The organism is Vibrio celticus, from assembly GCF_024347335.1.
Taxonomy (GTDB): Bacteria; Pseudomonadota; Gammaproteobacteria; order Enterobacterales; family Vibrionaceae; genus Vibrio; species Vibrio celticus.
In genome coordinates, this window is record NZ_AP025464.1 from 918,113 (window position 1) to 935,667 (window position 17,555).

Sequence of the window (17,555 nt, forward strand, 5' to 3'; positions counted from 1 at the left end):
TATTTTCTATGTTGGCTCTTTTTTTATTGCGGATAAACGAAAATTCATCGTTGATAAATAACGGCACCCCTATCTGGCAGGGTAGTTGTCACTGTTAAAATTTAACCAGTTTGGGCGATAAAGAGTAATTGTGTCTCGTATCTCAGTAGAAAGAAAAGAAGCTATATTGAAGAAGCTGTTGCCTCCCTATTCAATGTCAGTTAAAGAAGTGTCGGAAGAGGAAGGAATTAGCACTGCGACCCTGTATCATTGGCGCAAGCAACTCAGACGTTCAGGAGCCGCAGTGCCAAATAGCAACACTTCATCAGAGCAGTGGTCTGCTCAAACTAAACTCGCCATCGTCGCTGAAACCTACTCAATGACAGAAAGTGAACTCAGCCAATATTGTCGTGAAAAAGGTCTTTTTCCAGAGCAAATCCAAAGCTGGCGCAGCGATTGTATGCAAGGGTTTAAGTCGAGTAAAGAGCAGGAAGCTGAAGCAAAGAAGCAGGCTAAAGCTGACAAACTTGAAATCAAAGAGTTGAAGAAAGATTTACGACTCAAAGAAAAAGCACTCGCTGAAACGGCCGCTCTCTTGGTACTAAGAAAAAAGCTGAGAGCCTTTTACGGGGAAGAGCCAGAGGACGACTAACCTCAACCGATGAAAGGCAGACCATAGTGACTCTTATCCTTGAAGCGAAGCAATGCGGATGTCGTTTAGAGCCAGCTTGCCATGAAGTTCAAATCGACTTGAGAACGTATCGTCGCTGGTATCAGCAAGGTGAAGTTCAAGCTGACAAAAGGCCAATATGCCTCAGACCTGAGCCTGCTAACAAGCTGTCGCAGGAAGAGCGTGATGCGATAATCGAGGTGTGTAACCGCTCTGAGTTCGCAAGCTTGCCTCCAACTCAAATCGTCCCGACACTGCTTGATAGAGGTGAGTATATCGCCTCTGAGTCGAGCTACTACCGAGTGTTGAGTACGCAGGGGCAACTTCACAAACGAGGTCGTCAGCGGAGCAGACAGAAGCAAGCGAAGCCAACCAGTTACACAGCGACGGACTCGAACCAAGTCTATACGTGGATATCACTTACTTACCTTCAAAGTTCGAGGCCAACATTATTACCTGTATGTCATTGAGGACATCTACAGTCGAAAAATTGTTGGTTATGAAGTGTATGAGCATGAATGCGGTGAGCTGGCGTCACAACTTCTGCAACGAACGTTGATGCGAGAGCAGTGCTTCAATCAAGCGCTGGTTCTTCACTCCGATAATGGTGCGCCGATGAAGTCGTTGACGTTCAAAGCCAAAATGGAAGAGTTAGGTATTACTTCATCGTATAGTCGCCCAAGAGTCAGTGATGATAACCCGTATGTTGAGTCATTGTTCCGCACGGTAAAGTACATGCCAAGCTGGCCAACAAAGGGCTTTGAAACAATCGATAGTAGCCGAAGTTGGGTTGAAGCCTTCGTACGCTGGTACAACACCGAGCACAAGCACAGTCAGCTAAATTACGTCACGCCTTCAGAGCGTCACAATGGAAAAGATAAAGAGATCTTGAAGCGTCGTGTAGAGGTATTGCTCGCTGCAAAACAGCGAAAGCCTGAGCGGTGGTCTGGTGATATCAGGAACTGTGCGCCTGTTGGTGACGTTCACCTAAATCCAGAAAGAGAAGCTGCTTAATAAGTAAGCAAATGATGACAACTACCTTGAAAAACACCGGCACGATACAGCCAAAAAATAATTACCAATGAAGAGTGGCGTTGTTGCCTAAATCAGTTGAACCTTTTCCAAGATCTGCGATCTGATCCTTCGTGATGATTAGAACGGTGGTGGCATGGGCAAAGCGAAAAAGAAGATTACTAACTGGGCGGAATACAATAAGGCTCTGTGTAAACGTGGTTCGGTTACTTTCTAGATAGATGACTCAGCCATAGATGCATGGAAATGCAAAACCCATCATGGCAAGCGAGGTAGAGGCTTTCAGTACTCTGATACAGCGATTGAAACCGCCTTGATGATTAAGGGGATCTTCTCTCTGCCATTGCGTGCTCTTCAAGGCTTTATCGACTCTCTCTTTGAGTTATTAGATGTTCCGCTGACATCCCCTGATTACACCTGTATCAGTAAACGTTCGAAGACAGTTCAGGTCAAATATCGTAATAAATCCAGAGGAGCGATTCGCCATATAGCCATTGATTCGACTGGTCTTAAAGTCTTTGGCGAGGGTGAGTGGAAAGTGAAAAAGCATGGTGCAGAAAAACGTAGAACATGGCGCAAACTGCACTTAGCTGTTGATGTATATACTCACGAAACGATTAGTTCGGAAGTCAGCCTTGTAAATGTTGGCGATAGTGAAGAGCTACCGACGTTGCTCAATCCACTACGCAGAAAGGTCATTGCCGTATCTGCCGATGGAGCATATGACACTAAAAACTGCCATGAGACTCTGAAAAATAAGGGCTGTACTCCGTTAATACCGCCTCGAAAGAATGCGGCGCTTTGGGAAGATAGGCATCCCAGAAACGAAGCTGTAGAGGCTCTGAAAAATGGAACAATAGCGGAGTGGAAATCGGAGTCTGGTTACCACTATCGCTCAATATCTGAGATCGCAATGTCTCGATATAAAGGGCTAACTAACGGTAAATTGAGTTTAAGATGTTACAACGCTCAAGTGGGAGAAGTCATGGCGAATGTCAAAGCTATAAACAAAGTCATAGGACTAGGTATGCCTGTTAGAAGCTAACGGCTAGTCATTTATGGCTTCTTTGATCTTCAAGCTGATTTGATCAACAACGCCATGAAGAGTCATAACGGTTGGAATGAGTTACTGAAAAATATTTAAGCAGAGAGGCTATAAAAGATTGAAACAGTATTCATCACTAGGGGTTATCCTTAATGATGAATACTAGATTATTGATAGTAGGGCAGAAGTTTAATCGATAATCCCAGCAACTTCGCGAACCAGAGTCGCAAGCTCATCCCACTTCTCATTATCGATTAGTTCGTTTGGCACCATCCACGTACCGCCACAAGCCAATACACTTGGAATTGCTAGGTAATCATTCACATTCTTTGGATTCACGCCACCTGTAGGCATAAAATTAACTGGGTACACAGCCGTTAGCGCTTTCAGCATGTTAACGCCACCAGAAGGTTCAGCAGGGAAGAACTTCAATGTACGTAAGCCCATTTCCATCGCTTGCTCAACTAGGCTTGGGTTATTCACACCCGGAACAATCGTTACGTTACGTTGCTGGCAGTACTTAACCGTTGTCGGATTAAAGCCAGGACTAACAACGAAATCAACACCCGCTTCAATTGACTGGTCTACTTGCTCTGTTGTCAGCACAGTACCTGAGCCGATCAACATTTCAGGGAACGCATCTCGCATTGCTTTGATGGCATCGAACGCTTGCTCAGTGCGAAAAGTTACTTCGGCGCACGGTAAACCATTTTCAATCAATACTTCAGCTAGCTTAGATGCTTTAGACGCGTCTTTGATTGCAATCACGGGTACTACTTTGATTTCAGATAGTCTTTCATTCAATGTTTTCATTCTGATTCTCTTCATTTTTAGTTGAGTTCGTTTAGATTGTCGGCATGACTTCCGATGGGATAATCGCACCACGATATTGGATAACAGTTCCTGCAACCAGATGACCGGAGCGGGCAGATTCTGCCATATCACCACCGATGATACGTTTCGCTAGATAGCCCGCGCTAAACGAGTCACCTGCTGCCGTGGTATCGACGATCTTTTCAATCTTATTCGCCGCTACGGACTCAAACGTATCGTTCGTTACCACGAAACATTCGTCACCACCGCGTTTCACGACAATCTCTTCAACGCCAAGCGCTAGCGTACGATCAATGGCTTGTTGTTCCGTCTCATCGCCCCAGAGCAGGACTTCATCATCAAACGTTAAAAACGCTATGTCAGTGAGTGATAGAATTTCTTTATATACGGAACGAGCAACGTCTAAGTCACCCCACAGAGCAGGACGGAAGTTGTTATCAAACGCGATCTTCACCCCTTCATTGCGACAAATCTTCAGTAATTTAATAAGAGACTCTAAACAATCCTGCGGCAAAATCGCTAAACTGATGCCACTTAAGTAGATCATTTGATGTTGCCAAAATTGATTGGCTAATGCTTCGACTGAATGATCACGTAACCAATATTTCGCTGCGGAGTCATTTCTCCAGTAATGGAAACTACGCTCACCATCGTCTGCAGTTTCAATCGCATACATACCCGGTAGCTTGTCTTTAGATAAGTTGACCATCTCTGTATTGATCTTCTCTTGTTGCCAAGCGGTTAACATTTCTTGGCTGAACGAGTCTCGCCCTAACCCAGTCACGTATGACGTGATCACTCCATGCTGCTCAGTTAATCTTGACAGGTAAACCGCCGTATTTAGTGTATCACCACCAAAGCTCTGTTTTAACTCACCTTGATTCTTGGTTAATTCAACCATGCATTCGCCGATTATAGCGACACGAGTAATTGGGCTCATAGGAAATCCTCTTAACGTTACTGATCTTATTATTACATAGTAGAAAACAAAATGAAACAGTGGTTCATTTTTTTGCGTGGAGCAAAAAAAACTAGCCGATTAAGGCTAGCTTTCATAACTCAACTTATTTCCCGATAAATGAGTTCGGCCGTGATTAGTCCAGTAGAGACTTCACGTACTCAGCGATCTCAGAAACTTGGCAGTTTGCGAAGAAAAACTCTTGGAAGTGCGCGCCACCGATAGCCGCTTTCACTAGATCTTGATCTAAAGAACGAAGGCCTTCAACCACATCTTTAGCAACTGCTGCTTTTACATCATTTAGGATTACTGCGTTTGCTTGTTGTGGAACAGCTCGCTCGACTGGGTAGCCTTCACCACGGTTGCCAGTGAATGCTTTTTCGAAGATGTAACGAACGTTTAGTTCACCAGCCCAACCAAAGCCTTTAGCGAATGCTAGAGAAATGGCGTTACCATTGTTGATTTGGTTAAATAGGAAAGCATCAGATGGCTCAAGTGCGTAACCACAAACAACACCTGGGTGTAGGTTGCTTGCCATCATTGCACCTTGGCCTGTGCCACAACCTGTTACAACAAAGTCCGCTGCTTTAGAGTTAAGTACAAGGCTAGCTAGTATGCCGAGGTGAATGTAAGTTAAGTGGTGATCGTTTTCATCTGTCATACCTACGTTGAACACATCGTGACCAAGGCCGCCAGCAACATTGTTTAGTTCACCTGCAACCATAGCGTTTTTTGGTGCTTGGCTGTTTTCCATCATTAGAGCGATTTTCATGGGTTTCTCCTGCAGTTCACACTGCGATAAATTAAATTTTATAAATTAAACGAAGTCTTTGCGCATTGGAGTAAAGTTATCGATCAATACTCCCGCTTCTAGGCATACACAGCCATGTTCAATACTCGGCTCTTTGTACATGGTGTCGCCCGCTTTAACGATTTTAGTTTCGTCGCCGATCGTAAATTCAAACGCACCAGAAAGAACGTAAGTTAGCTGCTCATGAGGATGATTATGCATCGCGCCAATCGCACCTTTTTCAAAGTGAACTTCTACAGCCATCATATTGTCGTTGTGTGCAAGAACTTTGCGAGAAATACCATCGCCAAGATCTTCTAATTGAACCTCATTGTTGTATACAAACATGAGTCACCTAATTGTTTATTATTTACTTGTCGCAAGTGTTTGCCGTTGATCTTTAAGTAGGCGAAATATTGTCATCAAATTCACGCTGATAAGAGGCACTTCTAATAGCGTACCTCCTATCGAACCTACTAAAATATTGTTGGTTAACCAACACGTTGCGCCAATTAAAAAGCCGATTCTCATCTGAATACCTTTCAGTACAAAGACAGAATAAGTCCCAATTATCGTCCCTAATATTGGCCAGAATTCCCAAATGTCGTTGGACAACCAAACGCCACTGACCAAACTTATAGAAATAAATATCACAGCAACCACTTTAGATGAAACATATATCGCGGTTGCACTTCTCAGCGCTGAAAGCAAAGCGCTCAACGCCGAAACTATCGAGCCTAGCAATAAGTAATGAAGCATATGGTTGAGGTTAAACACAACCATAACGATTTTTAGTTTCCTATCGTCTTTCTGATAGAAAGTTGAAATACCTAGAATGAAACTTATATAGCCTACAACTTGTAGCCAAATTTAGATATTCCAATTGTTACTCCATTACTTAATTTATCTAGGGTCTTAGCGAGCTAACCAGCCACCATCAACAGCGATAGTGTAGCCATTAATGTAGTCCGAAGCTGACGATGCTAGGAAAACACAAGGGCCAGCTACGTCAGTTGGTGTACCCCAGCGGTCTGCAGGAATACGCTCTAAGATAGCTTGATTTCGCTCAGCATCTTCACGCAAAGCTTGAGTATTATTTGTTGCCATATAACCTGGTGCGATTGCATTCACGTTAATGTTATGTCGAGCCCATTCATTAGCCATAGCACGTGTGATGCCCATTACTGCACTTTTAGAAGCCGTGTAAGAAGGAACACGAATGCCACCTTGGAATGAAAGCATAGAAGCGATGTTAATGATTTTACCGCCCTTACCTTGTGCCATGAATTGCTTAGCAACGGCTTGAGACATGAAGAAAACTGTTTTTGAGTTGATGTTCATTACGTCATCCCAATTTTGCTCTGAAAACTCTACAGCATCTTCACGACGAATGATTCCAGCATTGTTAACTAGAATATCAACTTGGCCAAACTCAGTCAGAGCTTTATCAATCACTGTTGGAATATCTTCTTGCTTAAGAAGGTTAGCGCGTACATCTAAAAACACATGCCCAGCGCTGTTCATTTTCTCAATCGTTTCTGTTGGCTCAACATAGTTAACGCCAACAACTTTACATCCAGCCTCAGCTAGACCGATGGCCATACCTTGACCAAGTCCAGTATCACAACCAGTAACAATCGCGACTTTCCCTTTTAGATTAAACGATTCTAGCATCATCTTGTTGACCTCAATTATGTGTTCACTCGTGGCAACCGAAATCAGTTGCCGTCTTCATTTTGTATCACAATAAAGGATATTTCCCGTTACTGCAAATAATTTTAAAACATCATTTCAAAATTATTTATGGCAATGCAAAATATGTGAACTATGCATACTTGTGGTTCTTTTAAATTAAAAAGCGGCTTTGTTGCGTAATTAAATTTAGAGATAGAGCAACCCGTTTCGCTTGTTTTTTAGTCAACACGACAAGTTTCAGGCATACCTAACCCAGTAAGCTTGTTCAACGCTTTTATCATCGCGTAAGTTTCACCCACCTGTGCATTGTAATTTCTTAAACTCAGTTGCCCTCCTAGCAACTGTTTAACTCGATACATCGCTGTTTCTGAGAGTAAACGTTTGTGGTATCCATACCGCTCTTTCCAATACTTATTTGAGCCGTATAATTTCTGGCAACCCACGGCGAGATTTCGAAGGTGACCACGCTCCCAGAAGGCTGCCCCTTCTCTTGGGGGAATAAGCGCAATGGCTCCCTTAATCTTAATAGCAGCGTGACACGCTCTCGTGTCGTAAGCGCCATCACCAGATACCTCAAGGATACTTCGGCGTGTTTGTTTCAGTAAGTTAGGGAGTACTTCTCCATCTGTAACTGTCGATAAACTTAGCTCGGCGGCAATGATCTCATGAGTGTTGGTATCGACGGCAATATGAAGCTTTCGCCAGACTCTACGCTTGCCATTCGTCCCATGTCGGTGTTTTTCAAGGTAGTTGTCATCATTTGCTTACTTATTAAGCAGCTTCTCTTTCTGGATTTAGGTGAACGTCACCAACAGGCGCACAGTTCCTGATATCACCAGACCACCGCTCAGGCTTTCGCTGTTTTGCAGCGAGCAATACCTCTACACGACGCTTCAAGATCTCTTTATCTTTTCCATTGTGACGCTCTGAAGGCGTGACGTAATTTAGCTGACTGTGCTTGTGCTCGGTGTTGTACCAGCGTACGAAGGCTTCAACCCAACTTCGGCTACTATCGATTGTTTCAAAGCCCTTTGTTGGCCAGCTTGGCATGTACTTTACCGTGCGGAACAATGACTCAACATACGGGTTATCATCACTGACTCTTGGGCGACTATACGATGAAGTAATACCTAACTCTTCCATTTTGGCTTTGAACGTCAACGACTTCATCGGCGCACCATTATCGGAGTGAAGAACCAGCGCTTGATTGAAGCACTGCTCTCGCATCAACGTTCGTTGCAGAAGTTGTGACGCCAGCTCACCGCATTCATGCTCATACACTTCATAACCAACAATTTTTCGACTGTAGATGTCCTCAATGACATACAGGTAATAATGTTGGCCTCGAACTTTTGAAGGTAAGTAAGTGATATCCCACGTATAGACTTGGTTCGAGTCCGTCGCTGTGTAACTGGTTGGCTTCGCTTGCTTCTGTCTGCTCCGCTGACGACCTCGTTTGTGAAGTTGCCCCTGCGTACTCAACACTCGGTAGTAGCTCGACTCAGAGGCGATATACTCACCTCTATCAAGCAGTGTCGGGACGATTTGAGTTGGAGGCAAGCTTGCGAACTCAGAGCGGTTACACACCTCGATTATCGCATCACGCTCTTCCTGCGACAGCTTGTTAGCAGGCTCAGGTCTGAGGCATATTGGCCTTTTGTCAGCTTGAACTTCACCTTGCTGATACCAGCGACGATACGTTCTCAAGTCGATTTGAACTTCATGGCAAGCTGGCTCTAAACGACATCCGCATTGCTTCGCTTCAAGGATAAGAGTCACTATGGTCTGCCTTTCATCGGTTGAGGTTAGTCGTCCTCTGGCTCTTCCCCGTAAAAGGCTCTCAGCTTTTTTCTTAGTACCAAGAGAGCGGCCGTTTCAGCGAGTGCTTTTTCTTTGAGTCGTAAATCTTTCTTCAACTCTTTGATTTCAAGTTTGTCAGCTTTAGCCTGCTTCTTTGCTTCAGCTTCCTGCTCTTTACTCGACTTAAACCCTTGCATACAATCGCTGCGCCAGCTTTGGATTTGCTCTGGAAAAAGACCTTTTTCACGACAATATTGGCTGAGTTCACTTTCTGTCATTGAGTAGGTTTCAGCGACGATGGCGAGTTTAGTTTGAGCAGACCACTGCTCTGATGAAGTGTTGCTATTTGGCACTGCGGCTCCTGAACGTCTGAGTTGCTTGCGCCAATGATACAGGGTCGCAGTGCTAATTCCTTCCTCTTCCGACACTTCTTTAACTGACATTGAATAGGGAGGCAACAGCTTCTTCAATATAGCTTCTTTTCTTTCTACTGAGATACGAGACACAATTACTCTTTATCGCCCAAACTGGTTAAATTTTAACAGTGACAACTACCCTGCCAGATAGGGATGTTTTTTGACTTTCCATTCACCTTCGCCATAAACCTTAAGGCCAGTAGCATCAATAGCTAGGTGCTGTATCGCTCCTCTCGTTTTAGTCTTAAATGAAACCTCAACTTGCTTGGCTCTACGACTGATGCAGGTGTAATGCGGACAACTTAACGGTACATGGGCTAACTTAAATATCGAGTCGATAAATCCTTGAAGCGCTCTCAATGGCATAGAAAAAACTCGTTTCACCATGAGTGCTGTCGTGATAGCTAAATCACTGAACCGACGCGGCTTCCCGCGCTTATTCTGTTTACTTTGCGCCCACCCGCTTATTGCTTCTTCATCAATCCAAAAGGTCAGAGAGCCACGGTTAATGAGTGATTGGTTGTATTGCTTCCAGTTGGTTGTTTTGTAACGAGGCTTAGGCATAGGGCTACGAGAGAGGGTGGAGGTAGCTGATCAGATCGTAGGTTCTTGATTTAGTTCCATTGAATTACGCAACAAAGCCTCTGTCAATACGTGTAGATCTTTACCGCCGCCCAATGCTTGTTCTTTCTAAGTTCTAAACTTTTCTTTAAATTCATCTTTTTCTGCAATGTGCTTGGGCTTTATCTCATAAAATAATTGGTATGAATCTTTGTATGTGACTAAAAATTGGGCGTATACCTATGCAGCTTACCTTCGATAAAATATTCAAAACCGATAGGCTGCGCTTCGAAAGTTATAATCTGTGGCGAAAATTCGAAGTGGAAACATGCGTCAAACTCCAAGTCGGATTCGACTGTATGGATAGAGTTCGTTTTGAGGTTGACAAAGCGTGAGATGTTTTTTACTGACGAGTTTCTAAGAATCCGTTTTTTCATAATAAACAACCATACCTGTAGTAAAACCTCTCAAGTGTTGTACACTTTATAAGCATCTTCAAGGTATGGTTGTTTTTATTTGAGCGTATGGTTTCGTAAGATCAACGTATGGTTTTTTTTACAAACTATTCCAATCCGTTCAGATTACTCTTTACCGAATACGTTGTTCTCTTGCTCTTGTACACGGATGAAAGTTGTACGCTTAGTTAGCTCTTTAAGCTTCGCTGCGCCTACGTATGTACAAGTTGAACGTACACCACCAAGGATGTCAGAAATTGTGTTGTGAACAGAACCACGGTATGGAAGTAAAACAGTTTTACCTTCCGCAGCACGGTACTTAGCAACACCACCTGAGTGCTTGTCCATAGCCGACTGTGAAGACATGCCGTAGAACTTCATGTATTGCTTACCGTCTTGCTCTACCACTTCGCCGCCTGACTCAGAGTGGCCAGCCAGCATGCCGCCTAGCATTACGAAGTCAGCACCGCCGCCGAACGCTTTAGATACGTCACCCGCACATGAACAGCCACCGTCACCGATGATCATGCCGCCAAGGCCGTGTGCTGCGTCGCCACACTCGATGATTGCAGAAAGTTGAGGGTAACCTACGCCAGTTTTAACACGTGTAGTACAAACAGAACCAGGGCCGATACCAACCTTAACGATGTCTGCGCCAGCTAGAATTAGCTCTTCAACCATGTCACCCGTTACAACGTTACCCGCAGAGATAACTTTAGTCGGAAATTCTGCACGTACTTTCTGTACGAACTCAACAAGGTGCTCTGAGTAACCGTTAGCGATATCAATACAGATAAATACAAACTCTTCGCTAAGAGCCATGATCTTCTTAACTTTCTCGAACTCAGCTTCAGATGTACCCGTTGATACAAATACGTTGTTCAGAGTTTTCTTGTCTGCTGTTTTAGCGAACTCAGCCCACTGCTCTACTGTGTAGTGCTTGTGTACTGCAGTCATAACACCGTGCTCTGCTAGAGCAGCTGCCATTTCAAAGCTTGCTACCGAATCCATGTTCGCTGCAATTACTGGAGTACCAGACCATTGACGACCGCTATGCTTGAATGTAAAATCGCGGGTTAATTCAACTTGAGAACGGCTTTTAAGGGTAGAACGCTTCGGACGGAAGAGTACATCTTTGAAACCTAACTTAAGTTCTTGTTCGATACGCATGGTGTTTTCCTTGATTCATAAAATTATGTGTCTCTCGCGAAATGCGTAGTAAAACCGTTGGCAGACGAGTTTACTTTTCTTCGGACACAAAAAAACCGGAGCGTTGGCAGACGCTCCGGTTTTCAGCATTATAGGTCGTGATTTAGTAACAGCAAGTCTGATATTTCACTTTTTTTTATGCTATCCTCTCAAAGATTCCATATCCGCTAAAACTCTCTCAGTTACACTTACCTACTAAATTCTTATTAATTAATAACTTAGCGAACCATTCGCGCAAACGCTGTTGGTTTATTGCGCAACCGTTTTCGTCCCTTTTTTACGTAATATCCCCCTCACAAAGCAAATATGTGAAGAAAGTGCCTCGAAATCACATAAAAACCACACTTTTATCCAACAAAAAAATGCCTTTTTTCTTAAATAAATTCGATTATTTTCCAATTTTTATCTGTTTTTGACCAAATTGGCTAATCTCGTGACGTTTCTGTTTTGCGGTCACTTAGAAAAGTAGAGTGAAAAGGACTCAATCTAGAGACCAATATTCACTTGGGTTTGAGAGTCGAGCCCTCGCACTCCATTAAATGAAGCTTTCAAGCTTGGACTTTATAAATCCAATTTCTATTCACCCATAGCATTACCGTTCCAAAGCACGTTTCGTGGCTGCCCTTTCGTTCATTTAACCTGGAAGACTCTGCAAAGCGCTCAGAAAAAGAGGATTGGTTGACGTGAAAAACTGGGGAAAAGATAAGATTTGAAGAATAGAAAGCAAAAAAATGGCTAAGGTGGTTAACCTTAGCCATTTTTATTCGCTGATCAGACCGATGCTAATACGCACATAGAAAAGTGCTGTTTAGTGAATAGAGCAGTGTTAGTTCTTTTGAGAGACTAACGCTTCTGCAGTCGCATCTTGAATAGACAAGAACAATGAGCTGACTTGTCCTGTTGGTGAGCGCATCGGGTTTAGCGTCACGTTCTGATACATGAAATCAGCTTGTTGGGTGACAGGCCTAACGTTACGACACTTAAACAGATAAGGCCGTTGTTGCCATGTAATGAAGCTACGGCAGCCTAAATCGTAGACTGGCTTGGTTTTCAGCCTAAACCACTCTTCTGGGATCTCAGGGAACAGTTCAAAGATAGACTTACCGATCGCATCATGCGATTGCTTACCGCTATGGTGCGTCATAAAGCCATTCCAAACTTGTACCTGAAAGTCACGGTTAATGACCACCAGCCCCATATCGACGTTTTGAACCATGTCCACCATCCAGTGGAACTGTTCAAATTCAGCAGGAAGATTCAGCATATTAAAACTCCTCCATTAGGTAGGCCAATTTGTTGTCTAGAAGAGGCAGAGACTCATCAACGAACATAAACAGAAGGTCACAACGGATGGAAGTGCCGTCTATGTTATAGCTGACTTCGAACGTCATGGTCTTCTTAAATGAGCCGCTGGTATTTTCGATGACCGAATCAATCGAGATGTGTTGACCTAGCAGTACAGGAGAGCTCTGGAAGAAACGAACTTCTGACTGCTCCCCTAGCCCATTCAAGAATGAACCAACTAAGATGTTCGACACATCCATCAGTAGCTCTAACTCTTCTAGCTGCTCGCTTTCAGTTGGTACCTTCATGAGCTTCTTAAGATCGCTCACACTAGAATCACTCAACAAGACTAATGCTTCGCCTGCAATGCCTTCTCCGCTGAAGCCTTGGCAAACACCCGACACTTGGTCGTTGTCGGCTAGGTCACGAAGTGCCATGTGCAATTCACTCACTTCGAAGATATTAACGTTCGGCAGTGGTAAGTGAACAAATACATTAAAGTGACGAGCCAGTGCATCAGCGGCACGGCCTATCGCAACATTCGCGACTTCCATATAGATATCGCGTCTGCGAAGTATTGGCAGTTCTAAAGCGGTTGGAGTAATGATCTGAGGCTGTTTTGGCGGCTCAACATGCTCACGTAAAATAGCTTTTAGTGCTTCTTTATCGATCGGCTTTTGTAAAAACGCTTTGGCGCCGAGATCCAGCACCTTCTGTTGCGCTTTTGGTTGTATGTCACCCGAAACAACGACAACAGGCGTGGTATCACCCAAACGTTGCATCTCTTCCAATGTGCCATAGCCGTCCAATTCCGGCATGGTGAGGTCGAGGAACATCAATTTAAATTGGTTTTGAGCTAACTCTTCAAGTGCATTAAGCCCATGAACAGCAAAAGTTATATCTGCATTTAGAGAACTAGGCAGTGATCGAGCCATCTGCTTCCTTGCTAACGCAGAATCATCACATATAAGAACTGGGAACGACATAAATGCACCACTGACAAATTAAAGCTAATTCGAACGAGTGTAACAGAACATTATAGTATCAGGTACGGGGTGAATGAATTTATGTGTAGATTATTAGTAAGAATGATGGAACAAGCAGGTGAGCTATTATCTGGCATTATTCTTCATGAAAAACAATATGCTACAAAGGTAATAACCGTTGATCATTATAGAGTAATAGCACTTTTTGATAGAGCAATAGAGCTAATTTATGAAATGACAGCCTTAATAAGTGAGTTTATTAAGGCTCGGTTTGCTCATTCATTTATCGGCTTTATGTAGCCATGATAAGAGACGTAATGTGAAGAACTAGAACTGGTATGAAGGCCATAGGATCAGTAATGCGAAACGTATAACCACAGCAAACACCAATAAAGCGATACCTAAACGATACCATTTGTATTCCGCGATACTCATTGGGATACGCTTATAAAACATCGTAATCACGCCCTTCCAATCGCTACTGCGCCTTCCGTACTGCATCATGCTCGTCAAAACAAACAGTGCGCCAAGCACTAACATTCCTTTTTCAGCCCAGAACAATCCAACTTCCATTTGTGTATTCCTTGATAAAACGGTGAGCAACTCAAATCATTCTAGTCACCTTTACGCTCAGTTTCTGTAAGACCAAGGTCTAACCCACTCTCTACTTACTTGAAGGTACTTATCTGAACGAATTTAAGTGAACGTAAATCGCTGAGCACACTTAACTGAACAGCGTGTTCATATCGAGTTCAGCTTCGCCATCTATACTCATGTTTCCACTAACAGGAGAAATTCAATGAAATCACTGAAAAAGTCGCTTTGTGTATTAACTGCTTCAGCTCTACTCGTTACCGCTCCGTTTGTGAGTGCTTCATCACCACAACAACCGCCACAACCCGCAGTGAGCCCACTGCAAATGGTTATTGCTTCTTTAAACCTAAGCGAAGAGCAACACGCGGAAGTCATCTCCCTTGTTGAAGGCTACCAATCTGATAGAACACAGATTGACATGGATAGCGCGATCGAGCTCAAGAAGAAACAGATCAGCCTTGTGACTCAACCTGATTTCAATGAAGCCGAGATGGAAAAGATCATCGACACCGTTCAAGCAACCGAGAAGTCAATGGTGATGCAAGAGATGCGTCTCAAGAACAACATTTATAATGTGTTAACTGAAGAGCAGAAAGAGCAATTCAAAACCATGATGAAGTCTGCGCTCTCTGGTGGAAAGTAGTCTGGTAGAAAATAGTTTGATAGAAAGTAGTCTGGCAATAAGTCGTCTGGTAGAAAATAGCTGCCCTTAATCCTGATATTGATTCTTCCCATCTCCCCCAGAAAAGGGAGAATCTGAATAGACAACAAAAAGCCGCAGTCATTATGATGACTGCGGCTTTTTTGTGTTCAGTGCGCCATTAGCAAATCACGTATAAGCATGATTCGACAAATCTGGAGATTGGTTGTTCTTTTGAATGACACGCATCAATTGGATAAGCAGCAGAATACCTGTCACGCCTAAACCCACGCCGATTCCGCCCCAGATCCCCGCCAATTCGAATTTTGGCATCAAATACCAAGCTGCAGGTAGGCCAAATACCCAATAACCGATGGCAGTCATCACGGTTGGCATAGAGACAATCTTCATGCCTCTTAGCAGGTTAATCGCCAGTAGCTGCCAAGCATCAACAATAAAGCACAACGCCACTACCCAGATAACAGAAGCTAATAGCGAAGTCATTGCACCCGTACCATCATCTAACTTGAAGATAGAAGCGATCATCTCAGGCCATATAATGAACACAGCCGACAACGCCACACTCAACACCGACACCAATATGAAGCTTTGAATCGAGGTTCTTTTTATTCCTTCGTAGTTACCCGCGCCGAAATCACGACCAACCAAAATCGCCGCAGCTTGTGAGAAACCGAAATTGAAGTTCCAAGTAAAGCTTAAGCATTGCAGCAGGATTTGGTGCAGCGCGAGAGAAGCAATACTGATCGTCCCCGCCATCAGAGTTCCGCCGTATATCAAGCCATGTTCAAGTAATGCAGCGAGCCCAATAGGCAAACCCATCATCAAAAGCGGGCTCATTAACTTGATTGAATACTCTTCTGTGTTTAACCAAGGGGCGAACTGCTTAAACTCGTCACGCTTGAATACCCACACCGTGTATCCAACCATCACGATAAAGGCCGCGATAGCCGTACCTAGCCCTAAACCGGTTAAACCCATGTCTAATTGGAAAGTTAAGAAGTAGCTCACTGGCACATTCAGAATTACCGTGATAATAGACATCACCAGAATAGAGCGCACATTACCAAACGCACTGGTTAATCCACGCAGTACCAACAAAATAAGCGAAGGCAGCATCACCCATTTCAAGGCATGCACATATTCCATTGCTAAAGTAATCACTTCTTGGGGCTGTTTTGCTGCCTCTAATACCAACGGAGCAAACCAAAAGCTGGCCATTAAGGTCACACTCAACACAAATGCCAACATTGTTGCGCCTTTAACGGCTAATCTAATTTGTGTGTTACCAAACTCAGGACGAGCCACTCGCTGACCGTAAGCGATCGCAATCAAGTTCGCGACACAACCCACGGTGCTGCTCGCAATAATAAAGATGAAAAAGTAGATAGAGGCGCCTAGGCCACCAGCCGCAAGGGCTGACACACTGATACGCGACATCATCCAAACATCAGTAAGGACTAACGCCATAGAGATCAGCTGTGAAATGATCAAAGGGAATGCGAGTGTGAGTATTTTTTTCATGAGCGCCTCAGATAATTTCGCCCAAAATACGATCGATGAGGCTGGCGTTCAATTGATAAATTTGCGACTCTAACATTCCATAAACTCATGCGAACGAATTATGACCCCATACCCTAGCTTGCCATCCTCACATAATGGCTTAAAAGCCTTTGAAGCTGCCGCAAGGCTTATGAGCTTTACTCTGGCTGCCGAAGAACTGCATGTGACACAAAGTGCGATCAGCCGACAGATCAAACAGCTTGAAGATGAGTTAAACGCATCACTGGTTATTCGTAAGCATCGAGCGATTGAATTAACGGTACAAGGTCATGATTTGTATATAGCTTTGCGAGAAAGCTACGCCAATATCGAAGCTGTTATCGCCTCTTGGAGTGAGCCGAAGCAGAAGCGTATAGTGATCAAAGCGACCTTGAGTTTCGCAACGCGAGTATTGATCTCCAAAGTGCGAGAATTAAACGAGCGTTATCAAGATCATGAGATCGTCATAGTTCCTGTAATTGAGGAAGACGAATCAATCAATAGCAGCGAGTATGACCTACTGATCTTCCATACGCGCTTCAAAAAACGCTATGACAAAGCACCAGACATTACCTTCTTGCGTGAAGAGTTCATGGCACCGGTTTGCTCAACTAGCCTAACCACCAAAGACACCGACCTTGATTCGATCTTAACCTTGCCAAGGCTGCATCCAACCTTAGATCATCACGACTGGAAAGTGTGGTTGGCCGATGTTGAATTCCCACCAAAGAAACCTGTCAGAAATACCAGCTTCTTGTCTTTAGATATGGCGCTCAGTGCCTGTCTATCCGGTGAAGGGGTTACGGTCACGGATCTGTTGTTAGTTCAACAAGATCTCCAACGAGGCTTCTTGTACTGCCCTAGAAATGCAAAAATCCAACACAGTGCTTGGACTTACTTCATGCACCAGCGTAGTCATACGCCTATCATCAACGACCTTATTGAATGGCTTAGAGAAGAGACAACAAAAGAGATCGAGTTGCTGAAAGCACTGTCTCATCAGAATCATTGGTTTGGTGTTATTAGCGATCAACAGCAACGATAAGC

At 43.9% G+C, this 17,555-nt stretch carries 15 protein-coding genes and 4 pseudogenes; 5 read left to right on the plus strand and 14 right to left on the minus strand.

What is annotated here, in order from left to right; genetic code table 11:
• The first annotated feature begins 130 nt into the window (after positions 1-130).
• Positions 131-1,663, plus strand: a pseudogene (locus OCV19_RS20045) (IS3 family transposase).
• Positions 1,664-1,817: 154 nt separating this feature from the next.
• Positions 1,818-2,726 (plus strand): annotated as a pseudogene (locus OCV19_RS20050) (IS5 family transposase).
• 189 nt (positions 2,727-2,915) lie between these two features.
• Here the strand turns inward: OCV19_RS20050 and OCV19_RS20055 are convergent.
• The 12 genes and pseudogenes from OCV19_RS20055 to OCV19_RS20110 all read right to left on the minus strand — a co-directional run bounded on the left by OCV19_RS20055 (position 2,916) and on the right by OCV19_RS20110 (position 13,714).
• A complete protein-coding gene (locus OCV19_RS20055) occupies positions 2,916-3,539 on the minus strand; it encodes a bifunctional 4-hydroxy-2-oxoglutarate aldolase/2-dehydro-3-deoxy-phosphogluconate aldolase (RefSeq protein WP_065677275.1) in 624 nt (207 codons plus the stop codon).
• Between the two features lie 31 nt (positions 3,540-3,570).
• Positions 3,571-4,500, minus strand: coding sequence for a 2-dehydro-3-deoxygluconokinase (gene kdgK, locus OCV19_RS20060; RefSeq protein WP_065677274.1), 930 nt, complete (start codon positions 4,498-4,500; stop codon positions 3,571-3,573).
• 154 nt (positions 4,501-4,654) lie between these two features.
• On the minus strand, positions 4,655-5,290 hold the full coding sequence (locus OCV19_RS20065; RefSeq protein ID WP_065677273.1) for an RpiB/LacA/LacB family sugar-phosphate isomerase: 636 nt from the start codon (positions 5,288-5,290) through the stop codon (positions 4,655-4,657).
• A 45-nt stretch (positions 5,291-5,335) separates the two neighbouring features.
• Positions 5,336-5,656 (minus strand): cupin domain-containing protein, encoded by a 321-nt coding sequence (locus OCV19_RS20070; protein WP_065677272.1) that lies wholly within the window; start codon positions 5,654-5,656, stop codon positions 5,336-5,338.
• Between the two features lie 18 nt (positions 5,657-5,674).
• A complete protein-coding gene (locus OCV19_RS20075; protein WP_065677271.1) occupies positions 5,675-6,178 on the minus strand; it encodes a YgjV family protein in 504 nt (167 codons plus the stop codon).
• A 45-nt stretch (positions 6,179-6,223) separates the two neighbouring features.
• Positions 6,224-6,985: a 2-dehydro-3-deoxy-D-gluconate 5-dehydrogenase KduD gene (kduD, locus tag OCV19_RS20080; RefSeq protein ID WP_065677270.1), complete on the minus strand. Its 762-nt coding sequence runs from the start codon at positions 6,983-6,985 to the stop codon at positions 6,224-6,226.
• Positions 6,986-7,221: 236 nt separating this feature from the next.
• Positions 7,222-7,737, minus strand: a pseudogene (locus OCV19_RS20085) (IS5 family transposase); the annotation flags it as partial.
• A gap of 37 nt (positions 7,738-7,774) precedes the next feature.
• A protein-coding gene (locus tag OCV19_RS20090) for an IS3 family transposase (protein ID WP_390904201.1) occupies positions 7,775-9,309 on the minus strand; the annotation gives its coding sequence in 2 pieces (ribosomal slippage) (positions 7,775-8,856 and positions 8,856-9,309; 1,536 coding nt in all).
• A gap of 63 nt (positions 9,310-9,372) precedes the next feature.
• Positions 9,373-9,783, minus strand: a pseudogene (locus tag OCV19_RS20095) (IS5 family transposase); the annotation flags it as partial.
• 578 nt (positions 9,784-10,361) lie between these two features.
• Positions 10,362-11,405 (minus strand): GMP reductase, encoded by a 1,044-nt coding sequence (locus OCV19_RS20100; RefSeq protein ID WP_009844818.1) that lies wholly within the window; start codon positions 11,403-11,405, stop codon positions 10,362-10,364.
• 865 nt (positions 11,406-12,270) lie between these two features.
• Entirely contained in the window at positions 12,271-12,708 is a 438-nt protein-coding gene (locus OCV19_RS20105; protein WP_004731659.1) for a PAS domain-containing protein, read from the minus strand.
• 1 nt (position 12,709) lies between these two features.
• Complete coding sequence (locus tag OCV19_RS20110; protein WP_004731662.1) at positions 12,710-13,714, minus strand: response regulator; 1,005 nt, start codon at positions 13,712-13,714, stop codon at positions 12,710-12,712.
• 102 nt (positions 13,715-13,816) lie between these two features.
• Between OCV19_RS20110 and OCV19_RS20115 the strand changes: the two genes are divergently transcribed.
• Complete coding sequence (locus OCV19_RS20115; protein ID WP_065677727.1) at positions 13,817-14,014, plus strand: hypothetical protein; 198 nt, start codon at positions 13,817-13,819, stop codon at positions 14,012-14,014.
• A gap of 27 nt (positions 14,015-14,041) precedes the next feature.
• Here OCV19_RS20115 and OCV19_RS20120 read toward each other — a convergent pair whose 3' ends face one another.
• Entirely contained in the window at positions 14,042-14,287 is a 246-nt protein-coding gene (locus tag OCV19_RS20120) for a hypothetical protein (protein WP_004731665.1), read from the minus strand.
• A gap of 226 nt (positions 14,288-14,513) precedes the next feature.
• Here OCV19_RS20120 and OCV19_RS20125 point away from each other — a divergent pair, with 226 nt between their 5' ends.
• Positions 14,514-14,951 (plus strand): Spy/CpxP family protein refolding chaperone, encoded by a 438-nt coding sequence (locus OCV19_RS20125; protein ID WP_017087288.1) that lies wholly within the window; start codon positions 14,514-14,516, stop codon positions 14,949-14,951.
• Positions 14,952-15,137: 186 nt separating this feature from the next.
• Here the strand turns inward: OCV19_RS20125 and OCV19_RS20130 are convergent, their stop codons facing one another.
• On the minus strand, positions 15,138-16,490 hold the full coding sequence (locus OCV19_RS20130; RefSeq protein WP_065677728.1) for an MATE family efflux transporter: 1,353 nt from the start codon (positions 16,488-16,490) through the stop codon (positions 15,138-15,140).
• 100 nt (positions 16,491-16,590) lie between these two features.
• Here OCV19_RS20130 and OCV19_RS20135 point away from each other — a divergent pair, with 100 nt between their 5' ends.
• On the plus strand, positions 16,591-17,553 hold the full coding sequence (locus tag OCV19_RS20135; RefSeq protein ID WP_065677729.1) for a LysR family transcriptional regulator: 963 nt from the start codon (positions 16,591-16,593) through the stop codon (positions 17,551-17,553).
• The last annotated feature ends 2 nt before the right edge of the window (positions 17,554-17,555 follow it).

Excerpts from the sequence above, each read along its gene's own strand:
- OCV19_RS20055 (WP_065677275.1), bottom strand. The coding sequence starts at position 3,539 with ATGAAAACATTGAATGAAAGACTATCTGAAATCAAAGTAGTACCCGTG.
- kdgK (WP_065677274.1), bottom strand. The coding sequence starts at position 4,500 with ATGAGCCCAATTACTCGTGTCGCTATAATCGGCGAATGCATGGTTGAA.
- OCV19_RS20065 (WP_065677273.1), bottom strand. The coding sequence starts at position 5,290 with ATGAAAATCGCTCTAATGATGGAAAACAGCCAAGCACCAAAAAACGCT.
- OCV19_RS20070 (WP_065677272.1), bottom strand. The coding sequence starts at position 5,656 with ATGTTTGTATACAACAATGAGGTTCAATTAGAAGATCTTGGCGATGGT.
- kduD (WP_065677270.1), bottom strand. The coding sequence starts at position 6,985 with ATGATGCTAGAATCGTTTAATCTAAAAGGGAAAGTCGCGATTGTTACT.
- OCV19_RS20100 (WP_009844818.1), bottom strand. The coding sequence starts at position 11,405 with ATGCGTATCGAACAAGAACTTAAGTTAGGTTTCAAAGATGTACTCTTC.
- OCV19_RS20105 (WP_004731659.1), bottom strand. The coding sequence starts at position 12,708 with ATGCTGAATCTTCCTGCTGAATTTGAACAGTTCCACTGGATGGTGGAC.
- OCV19_RS20110 (WP_004731662.1), bottom strand. The coding sequence starts at position 13,714 with ATGTCGTTCCCAGTTCTTATATGTGATGATTCTGCGTTAGCAAGGAAG.
- OCV19_RS20115 (WP_065677727.1), top strand. The coding sequence starts at position 13,817 with ATGATGGAACAAGCAGGTGAGCTATTATCTGGCATTATTCTTCATGAA.
- OCV19_RS20120 (WP_004731665.1), bottom strand. The coding sequence starts at position 14,287 with ATGGAAGTTGGATTGTTCTGGGCTGAAAAAGGAATGTTAGTGCTTGGC.
- OCV19_RS20125 (WP_017087288.1), top strand. The coding sequence starts at position 14,514 with ATGAAATCACTGAAAAAGTCGCTTTGTGTATTAACTGCTTCAGCTCTA.
- OCV19_RS20130 (WP_065677728.1), bottom strand. The coding sequence starts at position 16,490 with ATGAAAAAAATACTCACACTCGCATTCCCTTTGATCATTTCACAGCTG.
- OCV19_RS20135 (WP_065677729.1), top strand. The coding sequence starts at position 16,591 with ATGACCCCATACCCTAGCTTGCCATCCTCACATAATGGCTTAAAAGCC.